This is a genomic window from Nocardia sp. NPDC058640 (assembly GCF_042716995.1).
In the GTDB taxonomy this organism is placed as follows: Bacteria; Actinomycetota; Actinomycetes; order Mycobacteriales; family Mycobacteriaceae; genus Nocardia.
In genome coordinates, this window is sequence record NZ_JBHXRG010000001.1 from 808211 (window position 1) to 827918 (window position 19708).

Sequence of the window (19708 nt, forward strand, 5' to 3'; positions counted from 1 at the left end):
ACTGTTGTATCAGGGGCGATCCTATAGCGACGAGGTCGATCCAGCCGACTCAGTCAGCCGGATGCGCAGGGTTTCGTAGGTGGGGATGAAAACCTTTCGCCGGTACCGACGTTCGACGATCTCCCACGGCCGACCCGCGGCGGTGAGCGCTTCGAGCAGCGCGGTGAGTTCGGAGTGGACCAGCTGCGCGCCCAGGCACAGGTGACGGCCGCCGCCGAACCAGAGCTGGCGGGTTTCCGGGTTGTAATCGCGGTCGACACGGAACTCGCCGGCGGCGTTGTTGATCGTCCAGGTGAGAATTTTGACGTGTTCGCCCGCGCGCAGGTCGCGGTCGGCGATGCGCACGTCCGCGGTGACCGACCGGCCGACGAGGTAGGCGGGGCTGGTCACGCGCAGCGTTTCGCGGACCGCGTCAGGAAGGCGGTCGGGGGCGGCGAGCAGGGCGCGGTGCTGGTCGGTGTCGTGCATGATCGCCACCATGCGGGTCATGGCGCTGGCGAGAGTGTCGGTGCCCGCGACCGCCATGAGGATCGCCAGGCCGCCCGCGTGCTCGACGTCCAGGCCCAGTTCGCGGCAGCGGCCGAGGGTGGTGTTCGGGTCGGCGCGGGCGTAGGCCTGCGGCACGTTCACCGCGAGCTGGGCGGCGAGTTCGCGGGCGCGGGCCAGGGCGACGGGGTCGAGGGTGGTCGAGGTCATGGTGCCGAAACCGAGGTTGACCAGCTCTTCGACGTGATGGAACAGGCGCAGGAACAGCGCGTCCTGGTCGTCGGTGTAGTCGCCGCCGATGGCCGCGGCGATATCTTCGGGGCGCATCCCGACCAGGTCGGACACGCTGCGGCCGACCAGGATCCGCGCGCGGGCGGCGATGTCGACGGTCTCCCCCGCGGCCAGTCGTTCGCGCAGGTTACGCAGGTCTGCGCCGATCACGCGCGCGACCAGCGCATCGGTGTGGGTCAGTGTGAACAGGTCGCGCACTTTGCTTCGCAGGTCGGTGTGGCCGGGCCCTTCGAACAGGTCCTGCACCCAGTCGCCGATCACCTGCGCCCACCAGTGCCCGGCCGCGCCTTCGGACACGATGCTGAAATGTGTGCTGTCGTTGTAGATTTCGCGTGCCACCAGCGGATCCGCCACGACCCAGCCCAGTGGACCCACCTTGCGGATCGGACGCGCGAACCTGCCGAGCAGCAATAATCCGGGCAGCCAGGGCTGACCGGCGGCAAGTAGGGTGAGTTCATGGCGTCGGGCAGAGCTCCACACCCGGCGGAATCTAGTTGACCGTGACCGATTAGTGAAGGTCTGGATCTAGGATCGACATCGCCCTGCGGGGTGGTCGCCGGATTTCTGTCGGTGACAACCGGCGATCTGCGGGTATAGGACAGTATGGGAATCATCATTTCTTCGGCAGTGACTCGCAGCGGCGGAGTCAGCTCGGTAGGACAGGCCGCCGATGCGGCAGGCGCGGCGTTGGCGGCGGCGGGTTGCGTGCCCGAACAGGTCGACGCGCTGATCAACGTGGGGATCTATCGCGACGCGAACCTCGTGGAACCGGCGGTCGCCGCGCTGATCCAGCAGGCGGCGGGGATCGGGTTGGACTATCGGCGCGGGGATGTGCCGTGTTTGTCGTTCGATCTGATGAACGGGGCCTGCGGGGTGGTCAACGCTGTGGGGGTGGCGGCTTCGCTGCTGGCTGATCTGCCGGTGGGGCATGTGGTTGTGGTGTCGGGGGACGCGGGGTCCGGCGAGGTGGAGTTCGAACCTGTGGGGGCTGCTTTCGTGCTCGAGAATTGTGCTGACGCAGTGGGGTTCGGTGGCGTGCATGTGAGTGCGGGTGATGCGTTGCCCGATTCGCAGGGAGTAACCGGAGCTTCCGGACATTCTTCGTTGACGGTGGAAATGCGTGCGGGGACAGCCGAACTCGTTGAACATGCTGCTGCGGCGGCGCGAGAAGCGTTGGCGGCGGACGGTATCGACGCGTCCTCTGTGGTGTTGCTGTGCGGGAAGCCGACGTCGGACTTCGCCGGGGAACTCGCTGCTGAACTCGGGGTGGGCGCGCTGGTGACCGACGACTTCGCCGCGGACGCACACACTTCCGCGCTGACCGCCGCGTTTGTTTCCGCGCGAGACGCGGGTTTGATCGATCGGCCATTGTTGTTCGTCGCCGCAGACGGTGGGCCTACTGCCGCCGCGGTGACCTATCGAGGGGTGGGTGTGCGGTGACGCATTCTCGTTCGTTGCATGTTGTTCCCGATGCGGCGCCCGGTCGGCATCGCGCCGACGCCGACGCACCGCAGCTCAGCCATGAAGCGGTGTTGGCGTTGCGGGCCATTCCGGTGATCGGGTGGATTTTCCTGATCGTCGGGGTGGTGCGGCCGTTCCGTGGGCGGGTGTTGCGGGTGGCGTTCTGGATCGATGTGGTGTTGAGCGTCGGGGTGCACGCCGCGCAGATTCCCGCGGCGCGCGAAGTCGCTGCCGTGCAGGGGATCTCGGCGAAGCGGGCCGCGGTGATGACGATGCTGTTCGGGGCGACCTGGTGGAAGACACTGGACCGACGATGAACGGCACCCTCTGGGTGGTGATTCCGGCCCTCGATGAGGAACGCGGGATTCGCGCCACCTTGGATGCCATTGCCGCACAACGCGATACCGATTTCACGGTCGTGGTGGTCGACAACAACTCGACCGACCGCACAGTTGAACTGGTGCGCGAGTTCGCCGATGCGCATCCTGTTCCGCGCATTGTGGTGATCGACGAGCAACAGAAGGGCACCGGGGCGGCCGCCGATACCGGTATGCGCCATGCGATTTCGCACGGGGCGACCCACCTCGCGCGCACCGATGCCGACTGCCTGCCAGCACCCGATTGGACCGAGCGGATCAAAGCGGGGTTCGACTCGGGGCTGCGGTTGGTCAGCGGACAGTTGATTCCGCGCACCGACGAGGGTGTTTCGTGGATCGATCGCACGATCATTCGGGTGGTGCTGGAGGTGGCGTCGGCGTTCGGCAAGGTGCGCTCGGGTAATCGAGATCCGAAGTATCTCGGGCCCTATGTGATGACGCCGGGGTGCAATATGGCTATCACCGCCGAATTGTATGTCGCGGCAGGCGGATTCCCGCGTACTGCGATCGAGGACCTGCACGAGGATCGGGCGCTGGTCAACGCGGTGCGCACGATCACCACCGACTACGGGTTGCGTCGGGATGTGCGGGTGTACGGGTCCAACCGACGGGTTCGCGCGTGGGGGATTCGCAAGACGCTCGCCTGGTATGCCGATCATCGGTATCGGCCAGAGGTGGTCGATATTCGATGAGCGCTGATTTTCTCGAAAGGCTTGCGGCACAGGCTGACCGTATTCCCGACGCGTCGGCGCTGGGGACTGTCGGCAAGCGTGCGCTGACGTACCGAGAACTCGCGGACACGGTCGGGCGGGTGGCGCACAATCTCGGCGAGGCCGGATTCCGGCCCGGTGATCGGATGCTGTTCTCGATTCGGCCGAGTGTGCCGTCGGTGCTGTTGATCTTCGGGGCTATCGCGGCTGGTGGGACTATCGTTTTCGTCGATCCTGGTGTGGGGCCTGAGCTCTTCGCCAAGCGGGTGGATCTTGTTGAACCTTCTTGGGCGGCAACGGAATCGCTGCTGTATGCGGCGAGTGGGCCGCTGTCCCGGTTCGGGCGGGAGTTGCAGTTGCCGCGGTTCGGGGCGCTCGATGTTCGACATATTCACAGTGGGGTGTGGGTGCCGGGGACGCCGCTGTCGTCGATTCCGTTGCGGCGGTTCACCGGTGATGCGCGTGAGGCTGTTGTACCGGCTTCGGATCCTGACGCGGCGGCATTGATCGTGTTCACCTCCGGGACTACCGATGAACCGAAAGCCGTTGTACACACCCGTGGTTCGCTCAGTGCGGGACTTCTTGCGATGGCCGGTCGGACCAGTCTCGCGCCGGGCGCCTTCCTTCATACAGAGCAGCTCATGATGGGGTTGCCCGCGTTGATGGCGGGGGCGAGGTGGGCAATCCCTCGATACCCGCGGTTCGGGACTCATATCGACCCGGTGCGGTTCACACGGAATCTGCGCAGTGCTACCCACGCGTTCTATACCCCGGCTGATCTTGCGGTGGCGCTTGATGCTGTTGAGTCGGGGGCCTTTTCGGCGCCTGCGCAGTTGCGTCAGGTGGCACTCGGCGGCGCCCCGGTCACGTCGGCCCTACTGCGGCGGGCGCAGAAGTCCTTGCCCGACACCGAGTTTCTCGCGATCTACGGAATGACCGAGATCCTCCCGGTAGCCGTCGCGACCGGCACTGCCAAACTCGCCCACGACGGAGACCTCCTCGGCGCACCCGTGCGCGGGGTGGACGCCCGCATCGCCGACGACGGCGAACTCGTCCTCTCCGGCCCGAACCTGTGCCGCGGCTACCTCGGCGCGGAGCCCCTCACCGAAATCGCCACCGGCGACCTCGCGCGCTGGGACGGCAAGGAACTGGTCCTCACCGGCCGCAAGAAAGACATGATGATCAGGGGAAAGACCAACATCTACCCCGGACTGTACGAACCGGCGATCACCGCGATCGACGGGGTGCGCGAGGCGATCATGGTCGGCCTGCCCGACGAGATCGGCGACGAACGGATCGTGCTCGCCGTGGTGGTCGGGCCGGAAGCCGGGGACATCGTCGCACTCCTGCGCCGGCGCCTGCCGCAACTCATCGACACCACCGCCGTGCCCGACGACATCGTGGTCGTAGACCGGATCCCGGTCAGCGGACGAACGAACAAGCCGGACCGTGCGGCGCTACGGGAATTGGTGCGCGGGATGCTCGCTTGATCCCGACCAACCAGGTCCCCAATTTCCTGATGCGTCGTGCGCCTTTGTAGCATTCTGCACATGGCGTAGCATCCGAATACACTCTGGTCATGAAGCAGATCCAGCAACGCGATCTTCGCAACGACAGCGGAAAAGTCCTCGCCGCAGTCGAGGCGGGCGAGAGCTTCATCATCACCCGCAACGGCAACCCCGTGGCCAAGCTCGAGCCCCTCGTCCGACGCACCTTCGTACCTGTCACCGAGCTCGCCCGTACCAGCGCCCGACTTCCGCGCGTCGACTACCAGCAGTGGCGTGCCGACCTGGACGCGATGATCGACCCGGAAATGCCCGACGGTGAGTGAGTTCGTCGAGCCACTCCACATCCTGCTCGACACCTCGGTCCTCATCGACTACTCCGAGATCCATTCGAGCCTGCCCGAAAACGCGGACGCCGCGATCAGCGCTGTCAGCGTCGCCGAACTCGCCGCCGGGCTCCACGCCGCGAAAGACCCGGTACACCAGGCACAGCGCCAGCTTCGGTTCCAATGGGTCGTCAGGTCGTTCGATCCGCTCCCGTTCGACGTCGACACCGCGCACGTGTACGGGTCGCTGGCTTTGCTGGTCGAGCAGATCGGCCGCAAGCCTCGCCGTGTCGCAGACCTGCAGATCGCAGCCACGGCCGTCCAACACGCATTGCCGCTGTACACCCGAAACCCCGAGGACTTCAAAGGGCTCGGCCCCCTGCTCAACATCGTCCCCGTCTAGCAGTCGATCCAGCGAGAGACGGATCGAATCGTGCTGTGGGCGAGGGCTTCGATGGTTGTTCTCGGGAGCATGGTGTCGACGTAGCAGAAGGTGATCGACATTGTGGTGTCGAGGGTGGCTACGGCGACTGTCAGAGCGCTGGCGCAGGAGTTCGTTCCGGCGATGGTCAGGGCTGTGATGGTCAGTGGCTCAGGGGTTTCGGGTGGCGTTAGTTTTCCCAGGTTACTGAGGGTTACGTTCCAGGGAGCTCTGCGGTCGATGAGTTCTATTGTGCGTCTGCCGGATTCGAGGGATCGAGGACAGCCGTAGCGGATGGCAGCTAGGGCGGTCAGGTCGTTGTTCTTCGCTAACTGTTGGGCCAGTTGGGCTTTCGCTGCTTTGGCGGCTTCCCAGAGTGAGTGGGTCGGCCCGTAGGGAACGAAGGTGGGGACGACTGCGGTGAACATGCCGGGCTCGTCGTCGGCCGGAGGTGGTTGTAGGCGGGAGCGGATGTCTACGGGGATGCCGATGCCTGCAACGCCGGACTTTCTGGGGGCGAGTTCGCCCAGGGCGTTGGCGAGTGCGGCGGTCAAGGCGGCGTTGATGGTGACGTCGTTTTGGTGGCAGCGGGTGCGCAGTTCGGTGAGAGTGCTGCCCTCGATGGTGCGAATTACGGTGCGGGTGCGGCGGATTGGTAGCGGTGCCCGGATGCCGGGCAGCCTGGTGGGGCGGCGGGCCGTGGCGGTGAGTTGGGCGGTGATGTTGGTGCGGAGACAGTGGAGTAGGCGCGTGTGTGCGGGTGGGATGAGGTCGTCGGGGGCGGGGATCGGTGGGCGGGTGGCGATGGGTGTGGGAGAACCGAAGGCGTAGGCCAGGATTCGCCAACCCAGGGATGCCATCGAACGGCCGTCGAGAAAGACGTGGGACAGGACCAAGATCAGGTCGTGGTGTTCATCGGAAGTTCCTGGGCGCCAGGCTAAATCGATGAGTCGGCCGGGAGATGTCGCGAGATCTATTGGCTCGGCTAGTTGTTCGTCGAAAACTGCTCGCCACTCGTCCGGATCGGCGACGACGCGGTGCAGGACCGGCAGGTGCGGGTCAGCGGAAGGCTCGAAACGGGGACCTTCGACGACCGTCGCGCGCAGCAGCGGGAACTCCGCGACCAGGGCGTCGGCGGCATCCTCGAGACGGTAGGCACCGATCGGCCCGCGCACCCGCAACCGGACCACGCAATTCGCCGGCGACAACTGATCCACCAGCCAGAACCACCGCTCCGACGCCGACAGCGGGCGGCTCACCTCGCCCATATCGCCCCTTCGTTCGGCTAACAGATAACGCCGAGCGTAGCGAACTGCGGCCTGCTCGATGCTCACTACTTTCACAGCCGGTTACTACGTGCGTATTATGGACCTATGGGTTTCGAGTGGCCTGATTGGGCGATCGCTCACCTGATCGGCATCGAACCCAGCGAGGTTCGGCAGGTCCTCGCAGCGTCACGACGGTGGCCACGCCAGGCCTTCGACGGCCAGGTGACCGTATTGACGGTGTGGGGGCGCACCACATCCGGGCGCCCGTTGATCGTGGTGACACGTCAACAGCAGGACTGGACGTGGGTGATCATCGGCGCACGCACGATGCGCGCCGAGGAACTGGCGCAATTCGAGCAGTGGGAAAGTGGGAACCGATCATGAGCGAGCCAGGACTCCCGTCCAGCAAAGAACAACTCGCCGACTTCATGGACCGGCTGACCTTCACCAACGAGCCGGCCGACGCCCCACCACGCCTGCCTGCCAACGAAGACATCATGGTGACCACGTCGATCCGCCTCCCCTTAGGCCTACACAGCCGCCTGAAATCCCTCGCCGACGAACGCCGCGTAGGCGTATCCACCCTGCTGCGCGAATGGGCCGAAGCAGCCGTCGCCGAAATAGACGACGAAGACCAAATGATCTCCCTGGCCGAAGCCAAACGCGCCCTGTCCCGCGTCCACCCGATCCATCGGGCGAGTTGAACAGCAGACCCGCCATGCAGGCCGGGTAGTCGTCTATCGCGGCGAAGCACCCGCCGGGGCCGTCAGGATACGCACCGTGCAGTCGATCCCCGGCGCGTTCGCCAACCGCGAATCAGTGGTGAGCAAGTCGCAACCGTAAGCCTCGGCCGCGGCGACATAGGCGGCGTCGTAGGCGGTCAGGTTGTCGTGCAGTTCCCAGATCCTGGGGACGAGAACGCGGGTGACAGGGACTTCCGGGTCGAGTTTTTCCACCGCAGTGACCGCTCGGGTCGCTTGCTCGGTGCTGATGGTGCCCGCGCGGGTGAAGCGGCGGATCACCGAGAGGACTTCGACAGTCCAGTGCTGGGGCGCTATCCAGCGGTTGTCGGCTTCGAGGGCCGCGCGACAGCTGTCACCGAGGGGGTCGGGATTCAACAGAGCATGGACGAACACCGAAGCATCGACCACGATCACTGGCCGATCTCCGATCCGCCGAGCACCGAATCACGCTCGGCGCGTTCATCATCCAGCGCCACCACCACCTCCTGCGAGGTGAACGCAACATCCCACGTTCCGGGGCTGAACTGTTTGAGCACCGCGATGTTGTCCTGACGGCGGGCTTCATCGCGAATCAGGTCGAACAGAAATGACTGGAGGGACTGACCTCGCTGACGGGCCAGGGCAACCAACTGGTCACGCAGGGGCTCGGGTACGTCTCGAATCTGCAAGGCAACCATGCATGCAATAGTACATGCACAGGGAGTCGAGCTCGTTCACACTGCGGTGAACTTCCGATGAGGGTCCGGCAGATCACCGATAATGGCCCGGCAGATTCCGAACAGAAGCCCGGCAGATTCCGAACAGAAGCCCGGCAGATTCCGAACAGAAGCCCGGCAGATTCCGAACAGAAGCCCGGCAGATTGTAAATAAGTCCCCGGCAGATTGAAGATAGGAGCCCGGCAGATTGCATGTAGGCTGGTCAGAGCGTTGATCAGCCCAGCAACGAGCCGATGGGGATTCTGCGATGGAACTTGTGCCTAGAGCCGCGACCGAACAGCTCGCCGATGCGGTCCAGGACCTCCGTGTCACCGTGGTCAACGGGCCGCGGCAAGCGGGCAAAACAACGCTGCTCGAAATGTTCCAGGCCGCACACGGCGGTACATACCGCTCGCTGGACGGCGCCGAAGAACTCGCTGCCGCTTTGGGCGATCCGGTCGCCTACGTCGACAGCGGCGAACGGCCGCTGATCATCGACGAGGTGCAGCGCGGCGGGGAGCGTTTGATCCTGGCAGTGAAACGCAGTGTCGACCAGAATCGAACCCCCGGACAGTTCGTCCTGGCCGGCTCGACTCGCTTCCTGACTGTCCCCACACTGTCGGAATCGCTAGCCGGACGCGCGGCCTTCGTCGATCTCTGGCCACTATCTATGACCGAAAGAACCTGTGGCGGTGAGGATTTCCTCCAGACTGGGCTCGGCCGACCCGCCGAACTCGTCGGCGACACGTCACCGTGGACGCGAGACGACTACCTCGAACTGATCACCACCGGCAGCTTCCCCGAAGTGATCGGTATGCGAAACAACAGCTCGCGGCGGCGCTGGTTCAACGGCTACCTGCGCACCATCATCGAACGCGATATCACCGAATTCGCCGACATTCGGCACGCCCAGGCCCTTCCTCGCCTCGCAGCGATGATCGCGGCCCGCGCAGGCAGCCCGTTCGTCGCCTCCGACGTGGGCAACGGGCTTTCCCTCCCCGGCGAGACGATCCGGACATACCTGAAGTACCTCGAAACGGTCTTCCTGACCGCGAGCGCCCCCGCTTGGTCGACGAACCTCGTAACCCGACTGACAAAGGCTCCCAAGGTCTTTCTCACCGATTCGGGCGTCGCAGCCAACCTGACCAATACCGACATCGACACACTCCGCCGCCCTGGGCATCGCAGCCTCGGCGCGCTGACGGAAACCTTCGTCTTCGCCGAACTGCTGAAACTGAAAAGCCTGACCTGCGACGCTTTCGAGATCATGCACTACCGCGACCGCGACGGTCGAGAAATCGACTTCATCCTCGAAACCCCCGACGGCCGCATCTACGCCATCGAAGTCAAAGCGTCCTCCTCCCCCCACTCCGACGACGCCCGCCACCTCACCTGGCTGCGCGACAAACTCGGCGACCGCTTCACCGCCGGAATCGTCCTCCACTTGGGCACCAAAGGGTTCTCGTACGGCGACCGAATCCTGTCACTTCCGCTGTCCGCGCTGTGGGGCCATGCTCCGCTGCGGGCGGAGTCTGCGGCCTGACCCACTAGGCGAATGCGTTGGCGATTACCTTGCCTGCGTGCTCTTTACTGAGGTAGTTGAGGGCGCTGTGCGGCTCGGCACCGTTGTCGACGACGGTGCGGGTCGGCGAGATTCCGCTGCTGGAACTCTTGAACAGCGGTGCCAGATCCAGAGTCGTTGCGATGATGTCGTCGCGGTCGGCGAGGTTGTCCCAGCTGGTGACCGTGGGAGGAACTTGGGCCGGGCTCGGATCGAGGCGTGGGTAGATGATCGACTGCAAGCCGAGGGGCGAACCGGCTGTGAGGAGGGCGACCGGGTGGTCGATCCGGTGCAATGCCTCGTAGGCGACCACCGAACCCAGCGAATGGGCGATGACGAGTCGGGTTTCGGGGCCGATGTGTTCGAGGACTTTCTGTTGAGCGAGCTCGCGGACAGCGGGGTCCGTGAAGTATTTGGTGACTTGGCCGAGTGCGCCGACAACGAAACGAGCGGCGAAGTTGAAGCCTGTGGGGGCGAACCAGCGCAAGCCGGTGAGGGCTTTGATCGCCGGGCGAAGTGCCGCGCCCACGCCCATGGGCTGGGCGGTGTCGTCGGCAAGGATCTCGAGCTGGATCTGCGCCTTCGCTCGATCACCACGATCGGGGGCCGAGGTGGCCGCGGCGCTGAGCCACTGATAGGCAAGCTGTTCGGCGACGTCGAGTTCGGCCTCGGTGAGGCTCATCGAGCCCGATCCGCCTTGCGCGCCCGCGTCGAGAAACGCGTTGCCGTAGAACGCCATTCGCGTTTTGATGCGCCCAGGCCGATTGTCGCGCCACAGCTGGTCTGCAAGATCGGGGTGACCGGCCAACCAGACAGCGCCCGCCATGGCGGGAATCCACTTGCTTTCGAGCAGGTCCGCGGAGTACTGCTCCTGCGCGATCCCATGAACGAGAACAACTTCTGACACGTTTACTCCCCCAGATTGCGTTGGTTGTTGCGCAGACCAGTTTCTGCCCTGGCCTGTCCATCGTCGCTATCCCTAGCTGCTCACGAAAACGATACCGGCAGATAGTTTTTGGACTGGTAGGTCGCCGACACGGCCGTGCACCGATTAGGTTGCTCAAGGTGGGTGGAAGACTTGCGCTGGTAGTGGCGTCGCAATGCGATGAACTACCGCAGATCAACGGCATCGATGTGCTCGCGCGAGAGTTGCTCAGCGAGCTGAGCCAACACGGCGGCTGGGCGTCGGCTACCGACGATGGGGCGCCACTGGTCAATCCGACCCACAGCCAACTGCGCGATGCGGTTGACCAGGCGTTCACCGCCGCTGCCGAGCAGGAAGCGACGCTGCTGATCAGCTTTGTCGGCCACGGTTTCAACAACGACGCAGCCGGTGCGTACTACCTACTGGCGACCGACTCGCCCGCCATGACGCCGACTGGTAATTCGGCGCTCGACCTCGGATACAGGGTCAAGGAAGGACTCAACCTCTACGGGAAGACGGGGCTCGACGGACTCATCGTCCTCGTCGATGCCTGCCAATCAGGCGGGGTGATCAATCGCGCCGGGCAGCAGTGGCTCACCCTGATTCCCCACAATGCCTCGCGAATGGAGCTGCTCACGGCTTCCGCTGGAGACGAACCCGCCTACAACGCCTGCTTCACCCGCACCGCAATCCATGCACTGCGTACTGGGGATCCGCGAGGCGAAAGCCAGATGCTCGTCAGCGCGTTGCGGGCGCCTATCGCTGCGAAATGCACGTTGCAGGAACCTTGGCATATGAGTCTCACGCTTTCCGGCGCGGCATTGGCGTCGGCAGGTGGCGACCCAGGCTTGTGGCTTGTCCCCAATTGGGCACGGGCGGACGCCGTTACAGGGCGTCCATCGGCCGGGCTGGTCGACCAACTGACGCGAGACCTGTTCATCACCAAAGAGGTTCGAGCCTGCGTGCGCCAGATCGTCACTGGGGAACCCGAGCGCCTCAAGATGGTGGTCGGACCTGCCGGGTCAGGCAAATCGGCGATCATGGGCATGCTGATTCGAGCGACGGAGCGCAAGACAATTCCGGTCGATTTCATTTGCGCCGCAGTATTTCTCGATGCGGCCAGCAGCCCCGAGTCCGTCGCCGAAGAACTCGCTGCGCAATTGGCCCGCACGCTCGATGGATTCAAGGAAGCGGTGGCGACTTCAGCGCGCATGCTGACTGAGGATCCGCAATGTTCGCTGGGTGCGTTCGACCGGATGGTCGCGCTGCCGCTAGACGCAGTACGCACCGACGAACCATTCAACATCATCATCGATGGACTCGACCAGCCAGACGCCGAAAACCGCGAAGCATTGATCGCCGCGATCTCGAAATTGACCACAAACAATAAGGTCGGCCACCTACAAATAATTGCTGGCATTCGCCAGGGCACCGGCATCGAGGTGCATCCATATTTGACCCATGGGGTTACGGTTGCAGTCCCACTACCGTCCATCGAGACTGTCATCCACGCGACAATGTCATTGCGACACGGAAGCCCTACGGATGAATCGGATGTAAAGCTACTACCGGATGCCCCGATGGCGGGCGGATGGCTGATTGCGCGCCTACTAACCGAAATTTCGAAGTTGCCGACTGATTGGCCAAGGACGAACACAACCACCCTAACTCTCGCGGTTGCTCAGCGAATTGACGATGCCTCAACTCATCCACAGAATGGACCAGACTTGGGTATGCCAGAGCTACACATCCATCAGCTGCTCGCAATTCTTTCGGCGGCGGGCGTAGGCGCTATCCTTCCCTTGGAGGTCGCGCACGCAGCAATGACAACACTCGGAATCACGCTTTCCGTCCCCCGGCTACGCGATCTGATCACGTCCCTGGGCTCGCTCGTTGCACGGACTGCGCCCAACACTCACTACGAGCGAGTCGGTTTGGCGCACTATGCATTTGCATCGCCAATCACTGACCGCATCGGTATGGGCGTTGTCGCGGCACACGCCGCAATCTCTAAGAGTCTGCGCGACACAGATTCGACACAGGCAGCTGACTACGAAAGAAGGGCCGGAGCTCGCCATTTGGTCCTCGGACAGCGAATGGACGACGGCGTGCGCCCACTGCGATATCGCACCCTCGGACGGGGAATATGGTAGCGCAGCAGGGAGTCACCGACAGCGAACGACCATCTGGTGGTCACTCCACGGTAGGCTCGTCGGTGCTGTCGAGACGAGGAGCTGACCATGACCGCAGCGCAGCCAGACGATGCGCAACGCATCACCGTCGAGCAGTTCCTTGATGCTGAACCCGATTCGCTCAGCACTACCTTTGGTGATTTCGAGATCGTCGACGGGCTCGTGGTTCGGGCGATGGCCCAAAGCGACGCCCACAGCCTCGTGGTGCGCCGCTTGGCCGCTGCGATCGAGAACGCGCGCGATCCGGCGGGACCGTGTCTGCGGGTGGGGTCCGACGTGGCGGTTCGGTTCGCTGACAACGACGACGTACCCGCCGACCAGCGGCTCAATGTTCGTTACCCAGATGTCTTCGTCCGCGACTGCGAGCCTTACGACGTCAACACCGTGCGCGAGCACATCTCGTTGGTCGCCGAAATCGCCTCTCGCTCGACAGTCGACGCCGACACCGGCGTCAAACGCCAGCTCTATGCGCGTGCCGGAATTCCGGTTTATCTGATCGTCCACTTCGACAAAAGTTGGAGTCGGATCGACCGGATCGAGGAGTACCGGCTCGATTGGTCGGGGATGCGGTACATGCCGCATCGGGTGCACCGCACCGCGCTCGTTCTCGATACGCCGGTGACGTTGGCGATCACGTTGGATGCACTGGACAGTCCGTAGCGTCGGTTCGGGACGGATGTCCATCAGCGGGCGTTCGGAGATGAAATACGTACTTGCCGTTCTATTTTCAGCTTGCGAGCGCGGTGCCGCGATGGGCGCGCTAGGTTCGTGGGATGGGTGGACGGCTGGCGTTGGTGGTGGCGTCGCAATGCGCTGCGCTGGGGACGCAGAGGCAGATCAACGACATCGATGTGCTCGCGCAACAGTTGCTCAGCGAGCTGAGTGAGCACGGTGGCTGGGAATCGGTGACCGGCGACGGCAACGCGCTGCTCGACCCCACCCGCGATCAACTACTTACGGCAATTTCCGCGGCTTTCGACGCTGCTGCACAACAGAATGCGACGCTGCTGTTCAGCTTCGTCGGGCACGGCGTTTACCACCCCCAAGGTCTCGCCTACTATCTGCTGGCCAAGGATTCGCCGGAAGTTCCCAATGCCGATGGTGCGATCGACCTCGGCTACCGGATCAAGACCTGCCTCGATCGCCGTGACAACTACTCGCTCGACGGACTCATCGTGATGGTGGACGCGTGCGCGTCCGGCGGGGCCATCGACCGGGCCAGCGATGAGTGGGTCGCGGTGATCCCGCGCAACGCGGGCCGGCTGGAATTGCTGACCGCCGCCGCCGATGACCAGCCCGCCTACGATGCCTGTTTCACCAGGACGGCGCTGAAGACGTTGCGTGAGGGCGATGTTCAGGGCAACAGCGTGATCTCGGTCGATTCGCTGCGGGCGCCGATCGCGAGAGGTTGCCGCCGCGTCGAGCCTGGACACATGAGCCTCACCATGTCAGGCGCGGCATTGGCGACACGAGGTGGTGACCCGGGGCTGTGGTTGGTGCCCAACGCGGCACGGGGGGATTGTTTGAAGGACCGTCCGTCGGCTGGTCTGGTTGATCAGTTGACCAGGGACTTGTTCTGGACGGAGAACACCTGGGACGCCGTCGCCGAACTCGTCAACCACAAGCCGCCGCGATTGCGCGTCGTTGTCGGACCCGCTGGATCTGGGAAGTCAGCGATCATGGGCCTGCTTATTCGCGCCACAAAGCACGATAACGAGCAGTTGATTCCCGAAAAGTATGTGAGCGCAGCAGTTTTCCTTGATGCGGCAAGCAGCCCTTCGTCGGTGGCCGAGGAACTGGTAGCGCAATTATCGCGAACTCTGCCGGGATTTCCCGAAGCTGCCGAGCGGGTCGCCAGCATGCTCTCCGAAGAGCAACTGCGCACCAGGGGCCCTCTTGAGAGACTCGTGATGTTGCCCTTCGCGGCGGTGGCGACAAAGCATGCGGTGCACATCATCGTGGACGGGCTCGATCAGCCAGATCACGGCAACCGGGACGAGCTTTTGAGCGCGATTACGGCGATGACAACCGATGCGGCAGCTCGGCACCTGTGCATTATTATCGGTGTTCGGGCAGGTACGGTGGCAGCAGAGGATCCCCGGCTCGACAGCGCCTACCGTGTCACCATCGAGTTGCCTTCTGTGCAAGCTGTGGTCAACGCAACTATCGCAGTACGGGGCGGCATCACCAAGGAAGACCTCGCGGGAACGCGGATTTCGGACGCTCCGATCTCTGGCGGCTGGTTGATCTCCCGTTTGCTAGCCGAGATTTCCCGACTCCCCGCAAACTGGTCGAGCGCAGATGACTCGGTTTTGGCCCGAGCCGTCGCCCAACGCATCGATGACGCCTCCGCTCCGGCGGACGACGGCACTCCATCCAAGACTTCTGCAGCCTCCATCCGCCGACTGCTCGCTGTTCTCCTCGCCGTCGGCGTCGGGCCAGTACTTCCCTTCGAAGTCGCTCAAACCGCCCTGATCCGACTCGGCGGGAGCGGTATCTCCGAGTCCACACTTCGCAACCTGATCACGTCGCTCGGCTCGCTGATCGCACGCACCGCACCGAAATCCGAGGAAGAGCGAATCGGATTGGCACACTTGGCTTTCAGACGTCCCATAGCCGGACACATTGCAGGAGACCTCGCTGCAGCTCACCTGGCCATCGCCGACAGCCTTACATCCCAGGGATCCACACAAATGCTTGCGTACCGCACGAAAGCTGGCGCCCGACACCTAGCACTCGGCGGACGTGTGGGCGACGCACTCGCACTAACAGAACATCTCCTTCCTGACCACCAACGGATCCTTGGACCCGACCACCCCGACGTACTACGCATCCGCAACAACATCGCCTACTGGCGTGGGGAAACGGGAGACCTCGTCGGAGCGTTAACCGCATTCGAACTCCTCCTCTCCGACTGCCAACGTATCCTCGGAGCTGACCATCCGGACACGCTGGAAGCCCGCAGCAACATAGCGTCGTGGCGCGGCGAGTCCGGCGATATACCCGGCGCACTCACCTCCGCGGAGCATCTGCTGCCGGACCAACAGCGCATCCTTGGGCACGACCATCCCGACACGCTCCGAACACGCAGCAACATTGCCTTCTGCCGCGGGCGATCCGGCGACACCACTGGCGCTATCGCCGCATTCGGCGAACTCCTCACCGATCGGTGCCGCGTGCTCGGGCCCGACCATCCCGACACGTTCCGAACACGCAGCAATATCGCATCCTGGCTTGGAATATCCGGCGACTTCACCGCTGCCCTTGCCTATTTCGAACAGTTGCTGCATGACCAGCACCGCGTACTCGGACGTGACCATCCGGATACGCTCCGAATACGCAGCAACATCGCTAACTGTTACAGCAGGTCGGGAAACTCCCTCCGCGCCCTCGCGGCCTTTGAGCAACTGGTCACCGACCAGCAGCGCATCCTTGGGCACGACCATCCAAACACACTGCTGACACGCAGTAGTCTCGCATCTCTTCAAGAACAGTCGGGAACAACAGCAAGCACCCCTGTGGCCGTCAAGCAGCGGTTCGCTGATTACACGCGCGCAATCGGGTCACCCACCTTCGACACCGTCCGAATTCGCGAGTGGATCCGACATCTTCGACGGGGCGGCCGATAGGAGGACAAGCGCCGTCGGATCTCTGGTAGCGAATCTTGCTGAGATCTCGACAGCTTGTTTGCAGCCTCCAAACACCGAGTTTCGGTGGGGCGGCCGTCGCCCTATCCACACTATTGGTCCAGGTGGAGTGACGCCGAGGCCCCCGCGAATAGCGAGGGCCTCGGTCGTCGCCATGAGCAACGCCTCAGCGGCGGCGCTTGCCCTTAGTTTCGCCGCGAGCCGCCTCGCGACGTTCGCGGCGGGTGCCGCCCTGGCCGCCGTATTCCTGTGCGTCGGAATGGGATTCGGCGTGGCCGTCTTCGGCGGGGCCCGAGTAGTTCATCGCTCGGGGGGCCTGGTCGGTGATTCCCTTGGCGCGCAAGGCCGGTGGGGCCTGGACGGGGGCGTCTTGAACCGGGGCGCCGACGGGGGAACGGAGACCCTTGTCGACGGAGACCCCTTCGGGCTGGGGCTGTTGGACTTCTACCTGGAGGTTGAAGAGGAAGCCGACGGACTCCTCTTTCAGGCCTTCCAGCATGGCCGCGAACATGTCGAAACCTTCGCGCTGGTATTCGACCAGGGGGTCGCGCTGGGCCATGGCGCGTAGGCCGATGCCCTCTTTGAGGTAGTCCATCTCGTAGAGGTGTTCGCGCCACTTGCGGTCCAGGACCGAGAGCAGGACCTGGCGTTCCAGGTTGCGCATCGCGCCTGCGCCTGCGAGGCCGTCGATTTCCTGTTCGCGCTTCTCGTAGGCGTTGTGGGCGTCTTCGAGCAGGGTTTCGCGCAGTTCGTCGCGGGTGAGTTCGCCCGCGTCGCCGGTGGCGGTTTCGCCGGTGAGTTCCTTGTGGTCAAGGGTCACCGGGTAGAGGGTTTTGAGGGCGGTCCAGAGCTTGTCCAGGTCCCAGTCCTCTACGTAGCCTTCGGCGGTGGCGCCGTCGACGTAGGCGGTGGTCACGTCGGTGATCATGTTCTGGACCTGACCCTCCATGTCCTCGCCACGCAGGATCTGGTTGCGCTCGCCGTAGATCACGGTGCGCTGCTGGTTCATGACCTCGTCGTACTTGAGCACGTTCTTGCGGATCTCGAAGTTCTGCTGCTCGACCTGCGTCTGGGCGCTCTTGATGGCCTTGGAGACCATCTTGGCCTCGATCGGGACGTCGTCGGGCAGGTTCAGGCGGGTCATGATCGACTCGAGCGCGGCACCGTTGAAGCGGCGCATCAGTTCGTCGCCCAGCGACAGGTAGAAACGGGACTCGCCCGGGTCGCCCTGACGGCCGGAGCGGCCGCGCAGCTGGTTGTCGATACGACGCGATTCGTGACGCTCGGTGCCCAGCACGTACAGGCCGCCGGCCTCGCGCACGGTTTCGGCGTCTTCCTCGGTCTGCTTCTTGACCTGCGCGAGCGTCGAGTGCCAGGCGGCCTCGTACTCGTCGGGGGTGTTCACCGGGTCCAGGCCCTGCTTGCGCAGCACCAGGTCGGCGAGGATGTCGGCGTTGCCGCCCAGCACGATGTCGGTACCACGGCCGGCCATGTTGGTGGCGACCGTGACCGCGCCGGGGCGACCGGCCTCGGCGATGATCTGGGCTTCCTGCTCGTGGAACTTCGCGTTCAGAACACTGTGTGCCACACCGCGTTTGGTGAACTGCTTGGACAGGTACTCCGAGCGCTCGACGCTGGTGGTACCGATCAGGACCGGCTGGCCCTTCTCGTGGCGCTCGGTGACGTCGTCGACGACGGCGGCGAACTTGGCCTCTTCGGACTTGTAGATCAGGTCGGCCTGGTCCTTGCGGACCATCGGGCGGTTGGTCGGGATCGGGACCACGCCGAGGTTGTAGATCGAGTGCAGCTCGGCGGCCTCGGTCTCGGCGGTACCGGTCATACCGGACAGCTTGTTGTAGAGGCGGAAGTAGTTCTGCAGGGTGATCGTGGCCAGGGTCTGGTTCTCCGGCTGGATCTCGACCTTCTCCTTGGCCTCGATCGCCTGGTGCATGCCCTCGTTGTAGCGGCGTCCGACCAGGATGCGGCCGGTGAACTCGTCGACGATGATGACCTCGCCGTCGCGGACGATGTAGTCCTTGTCGCGCTGGTAGAGCTCCTTGGCCTTGATGGCGTTGTTCAGGTAGCTCACCAGCGGCGAGTTCGCGGCCTCGTACAGGTTGTCGATGCCGAGCTGATCCTCGACGAACTCCACGCCCGCCTCGTGCACGCCGATGGTGCGCTTCTTGATGTCGACTTCGTAGTGGACATCCTTCTTGAGCAGCGGCGCGATGCGCGCGAACTCGGCGTACCACTTCGAGGAGGCGTCCGCGGGGCCCGAGATGATCAGCGGGGTGCGGGCCTCGTCGATGAGGATGGAGTCGACCTCGTCGACCACGGCGAAGTTGTGACCGCGCTGGACGAGATCGTCCAGGGAGTGGGTCATGTTGTCGCGCAGGTAGTCGAAGCCGAACTCGTTGTTCGTGCCGTAGGTGATGTCGGCGGCGTAGGCCACGCGGCGCTCGGCCGGGGTCATGCCACCGAGGATCACGCCGACCTCGAAACCGAGGAAACGGTGCACGCGGCCCATCCACTCGGAGTCGCGCTTGGCGAGGTAGTCGTTGACGGTGACCACGTGCACGCCGTCGCCGGAGATCGCGTTCAAGTAGGCGGGGAGCACACAGGTCAGGGTCTTGCCCTCACCGGTCTTCATCTCCGAGATGTTGCCCAGGTGCAGCGAGGCGCCACCCATGATCTGGACCTTGTAGTGCTTCTGGTTCAGCACTCGCCACGACGCCTCACGCGCGACGGCGAAGGCCTCGAGCAGCAGGTCGTCCAGGGTTTCCCCGGCCGCGTAGCGCTCGCGGAACTCGTCGGTCTTGGCGCGCAGCTCCGCGTCGGTCAGGGCTTCGATCTCGTCGCCGTACGCGATGACCTCGTCGGCGAGGTTCGAGAGCCGCTTGACCATGCGACCTTCACCAATCCGTAGCAACCTCGTCAGTGGGCTCAGCGCAGGCACGGGTCTCGTCAGTCCTCTGGTCGGAAGTGTGTTTAACGGCGATGGTAGTCCGCCGACCACCGTACCCGGCGGCGTGCACCCGTGCCCGACGTACCGCCGCTCTCATCACCCCAGGTCAACGCATTCGACCAGCCACGTTGCCC

General features: G+C 64.0%; 18 protein-coding genes. 12 read left to right on the plus strand and 6 right to left on the minus strand.

Annotated elements, in window-relative coordinates; translation table 11 throughout:
* Positions 1-21: 21 nt before the first annotated feature.
* Entirely contained in the window at positions 22-1257 is a 1236-nt protein-coding gene (locus ACFWU5_RS03895; protein WP_379266070.1) for a cytochrome P450, read from the minus strand.
* A gap of 147 nt (positions 1258-1404) precedes the next feature.
* On the opposite strand from ACFWU5_RS03895, the gene ACFWU5_RS03900 reads away from it, so the two are divergent.
* The 6 genes from ACFWU5_RS03900 to ACFWU5_RS03925 all read left to right on the plus strand — a co-directional run bounded on the left by ACFWU5_RS03900 (position 1405) and on the right by ACFWU5_RS03925 (position 5559).
* A complete protein-coding gene (locus ACFWU5_RS03900; protein ID WP_379266071.1) occupies positions 1405-2217 on the plus strand; it encodes a hypothetical protein in 813 nt (270 codons plus the stop codon).
* Positions 2214-2555, plus strand: coding sequence for a hypothetical protein (locus ACFWU5_RS03905; RefSeq protein ID WP_379266072.1), 342 nt, complete (start codon positions 2214-2216; stop codon positions 2553-2555). The genes ACFWU5_RS03900 and ACFWU5_RS03905 overlap by 4 nt, the downstream gene beginning before the upstream one ends.
* Positions 2552-3307, plus strand: a complete 756-nt coding sequence (locus ACFWU5_RS03910) for a glycosyltransferase family 2 protein (protein ID WP_379266073.1) — start codon at positions 2552-2554, stop codon at positions 3305-3307. Before ACFWU5_RS03905 ends, ACFWU5_RS03910 begins: the two co-directional genes overlap by 4 nt.
* On the plus strand, positions 3304-4815 hold the full coding sequence (locus tag ACFWU5_RS03915; RefSeq protein WP_379266074.1) for a class I adenylate-forming enzyme family protein: 1512 nt from the start codon (positions 3304-3306) through the stop codon (positions 4813-4815). The genes ACFWU5_RS03910 and ACFWU5_RS03915 overlap by 4 nt, the downstream gene beginning before the upstream one ends.
* Positions 4816-4904: 89 nt before the next feature.
* The gene (locus tag ACFWU5_RS03920; protein WP_379266075.1) at positions 4905-5156 is read left to right on the plus strand and encodes a type II toxin-antitoxin system Phd/YefM family antitoxin; all 252 of its coding nucleotides are present in this window, start codon (positions 4905-4907) and stop codon (positions 5154-5156) included.
* The gene (locus tag ACFWU5_RS03925) at positions 5149-5559 is read left to right on the plus strand and encodes a type II toxin-antitoxin system VapC family toxin (protein ID WP_379266076.1); all 411 of its coding nucleotides are present in this window, start codon (positions 5149-5151) and stop codon (positions 5557-5559) included. The genes ACFWU5_RS03920 and ACFWU5_RS03925 overlap by 8 nt, the downstream gene beginning before the upstream one ends.
* On the opposite strand, the gene ACFWU5_RS03930 is transcribed toward ACFWU5_RS03925, so the two are convergent.
* On the minus strand, positions 5556-6845 hold the full coding sequence (locus tag ACFWU5_RS03930; RefSeq protein WP_379266077.1) for a hypothetical protein: 1290 nt from the start codon (positions 6843-6845) through the stop codon (positions 5556-5558). The two genes, ACFWU5_RS03925 and ACFWU5_RS03930, sit on opposite strands and share 4 nt — an antisense overlap.
* 105 nt (positions 6846-6950) lie before the next feature.
* Here ACFWU5_RS03930 and ACFWU5_RS03935 point away from each other — a divergent pair, with 105 nt between their 5' ends.
* Complete coding sequence (locus ACFWU5_RS03935) at positions 6951-7229, plus strand: hypothetical protein (RefSeq protein WP_379240194.1); 279 nt, start codon at positions 6951-6953, stop codon at positions 7227-7229.
* Positions 7226-7549 (plus strand): hypothetical protein, encoded by a 324-nt coding sequence (locus ACFWU5_RS03940; protein WP_379240193.1) that lies wholly within the window; start codon positions 7226-7228, stop codon positions 7547-7549. The genes ACFWU5_RS03935 and ACFWU5_RS03940 overlap by 4 nt, the downstream gene beginning before the upstream one ends.
* Positions 7550-7582: 33 nt before the next feature.
* Here the strand turns inward: ACFWU5_RS03940 and ACFWU5_RS03945 are convergent, their stop codons facing one another.
* Complete coding sequence (locus ACFWU5_RS03945) at positions 7583-8002, minus strand: type II toxin-antitoxin system VapC family toxin (RefSeq protein WP_379266078.1); 420 nt, start codon at positions 8000-8002, stop codon at positions 7583-7585.
* Positions 7999-8265, minus strand: coding sequence for a hypothetical protein (locus tag ACFWU5_RS03950; RefSeq protein ID WP_379266079.1), 267 nt, complete (start codon positions 8263-8265; stop codon positions 7999-8001). Before ACFWU5_RS03950 ends, ACFWU5_RS03945 begins: the two co-directional genes overlap by 4 nt.
* A 287-nt stretch (positions 8266-8552) precedes the next feature.
* Between ACFWU5_RS03950 and ACFWU5_RS03955 the strand changes: the two genes are divergently transcribed.
* Complete coding sequence (locus ACFWU5_RS03955) at positions 8553-9827, plus strand: ATP-binding protein (protein ID WP_379266080.1); 1275 nt, start codon at positions 8553-8555, stop codon at positions 9825-9827.
* A 4-nt stretch (positions 9828-9831) separates the two neighbouring features.
* On the opposite strand, the gene ACFWU5_RS03960 is transcribed toward ACFWU5_RS03955, so the two are convergent.
* A complete protein-coding gene (locus ACFWU5_RS03960) occupies positions 9832-10752 on the minus strand; it encodes a hypothetical protein (protein ID WP_379266081.1) in 921 nt (306 codons plus the stop codon).
* Positions 10753-10910: 158 nt separating this feature from the next.
* Between ACFWU5_RS03960 and ACFWU5_RS03965 the strand changes: the two genes are divergently transcribed.
* From ACFWU5_RS03965 to ACFWU5_RS03975, 3 genes are all read left to right on the plus strand, one after another.
* A complete protein-coding gene (locus tag ACFWU5_RS03965) occupies positions 10911-12923 on the plus strand; it encodes an ATP-binding protein (RefSeq protein WP_379266213.1) in 2013 nt (670 codons plus the stop codon).
* Positions 12924-13010: 87 nt separating this feature from the next.
* The gene (locus ACFWU5_RS03970) at positions 13011-13622 is read left to right on the plus strand and encodes a Uma2 family endonuclease (RefSeq protein WP_379266082.1); all 612 of its coding nucleotides are present in this window, start codon (positions 13011-13013) and stop codon (positions 13620-13622) included.
* 113 nt (positions 13623-13735) lie between these two features.
* On the plus strand, positions 13736-16591 hold the full coding sequence (locus ACFWU5_RS03975) for a tetratricopeptide repeat protein (protein ID WP_379266083.1): 2856 nt from the start codon (positions 13736-13738) through the stop codon (positions 16589-16591).
* Between the two features lie 184 nt (positions 16592-16775).
* On the opposite strand, the gene secA is transcribed toward ACFWU5_RS03975, so the two are convergent.
* Entirely contained in the window at positions 16776-19565 is a 2790-nt protein-coding gene (secA, locus tag ACFWU5_RS03980) for a preprotein translocase subunit SecA (protein ID WP_379266084.1), read from the minus strand.
* Positions 19566-19708 lie beyond the last annotated feature (143 nt).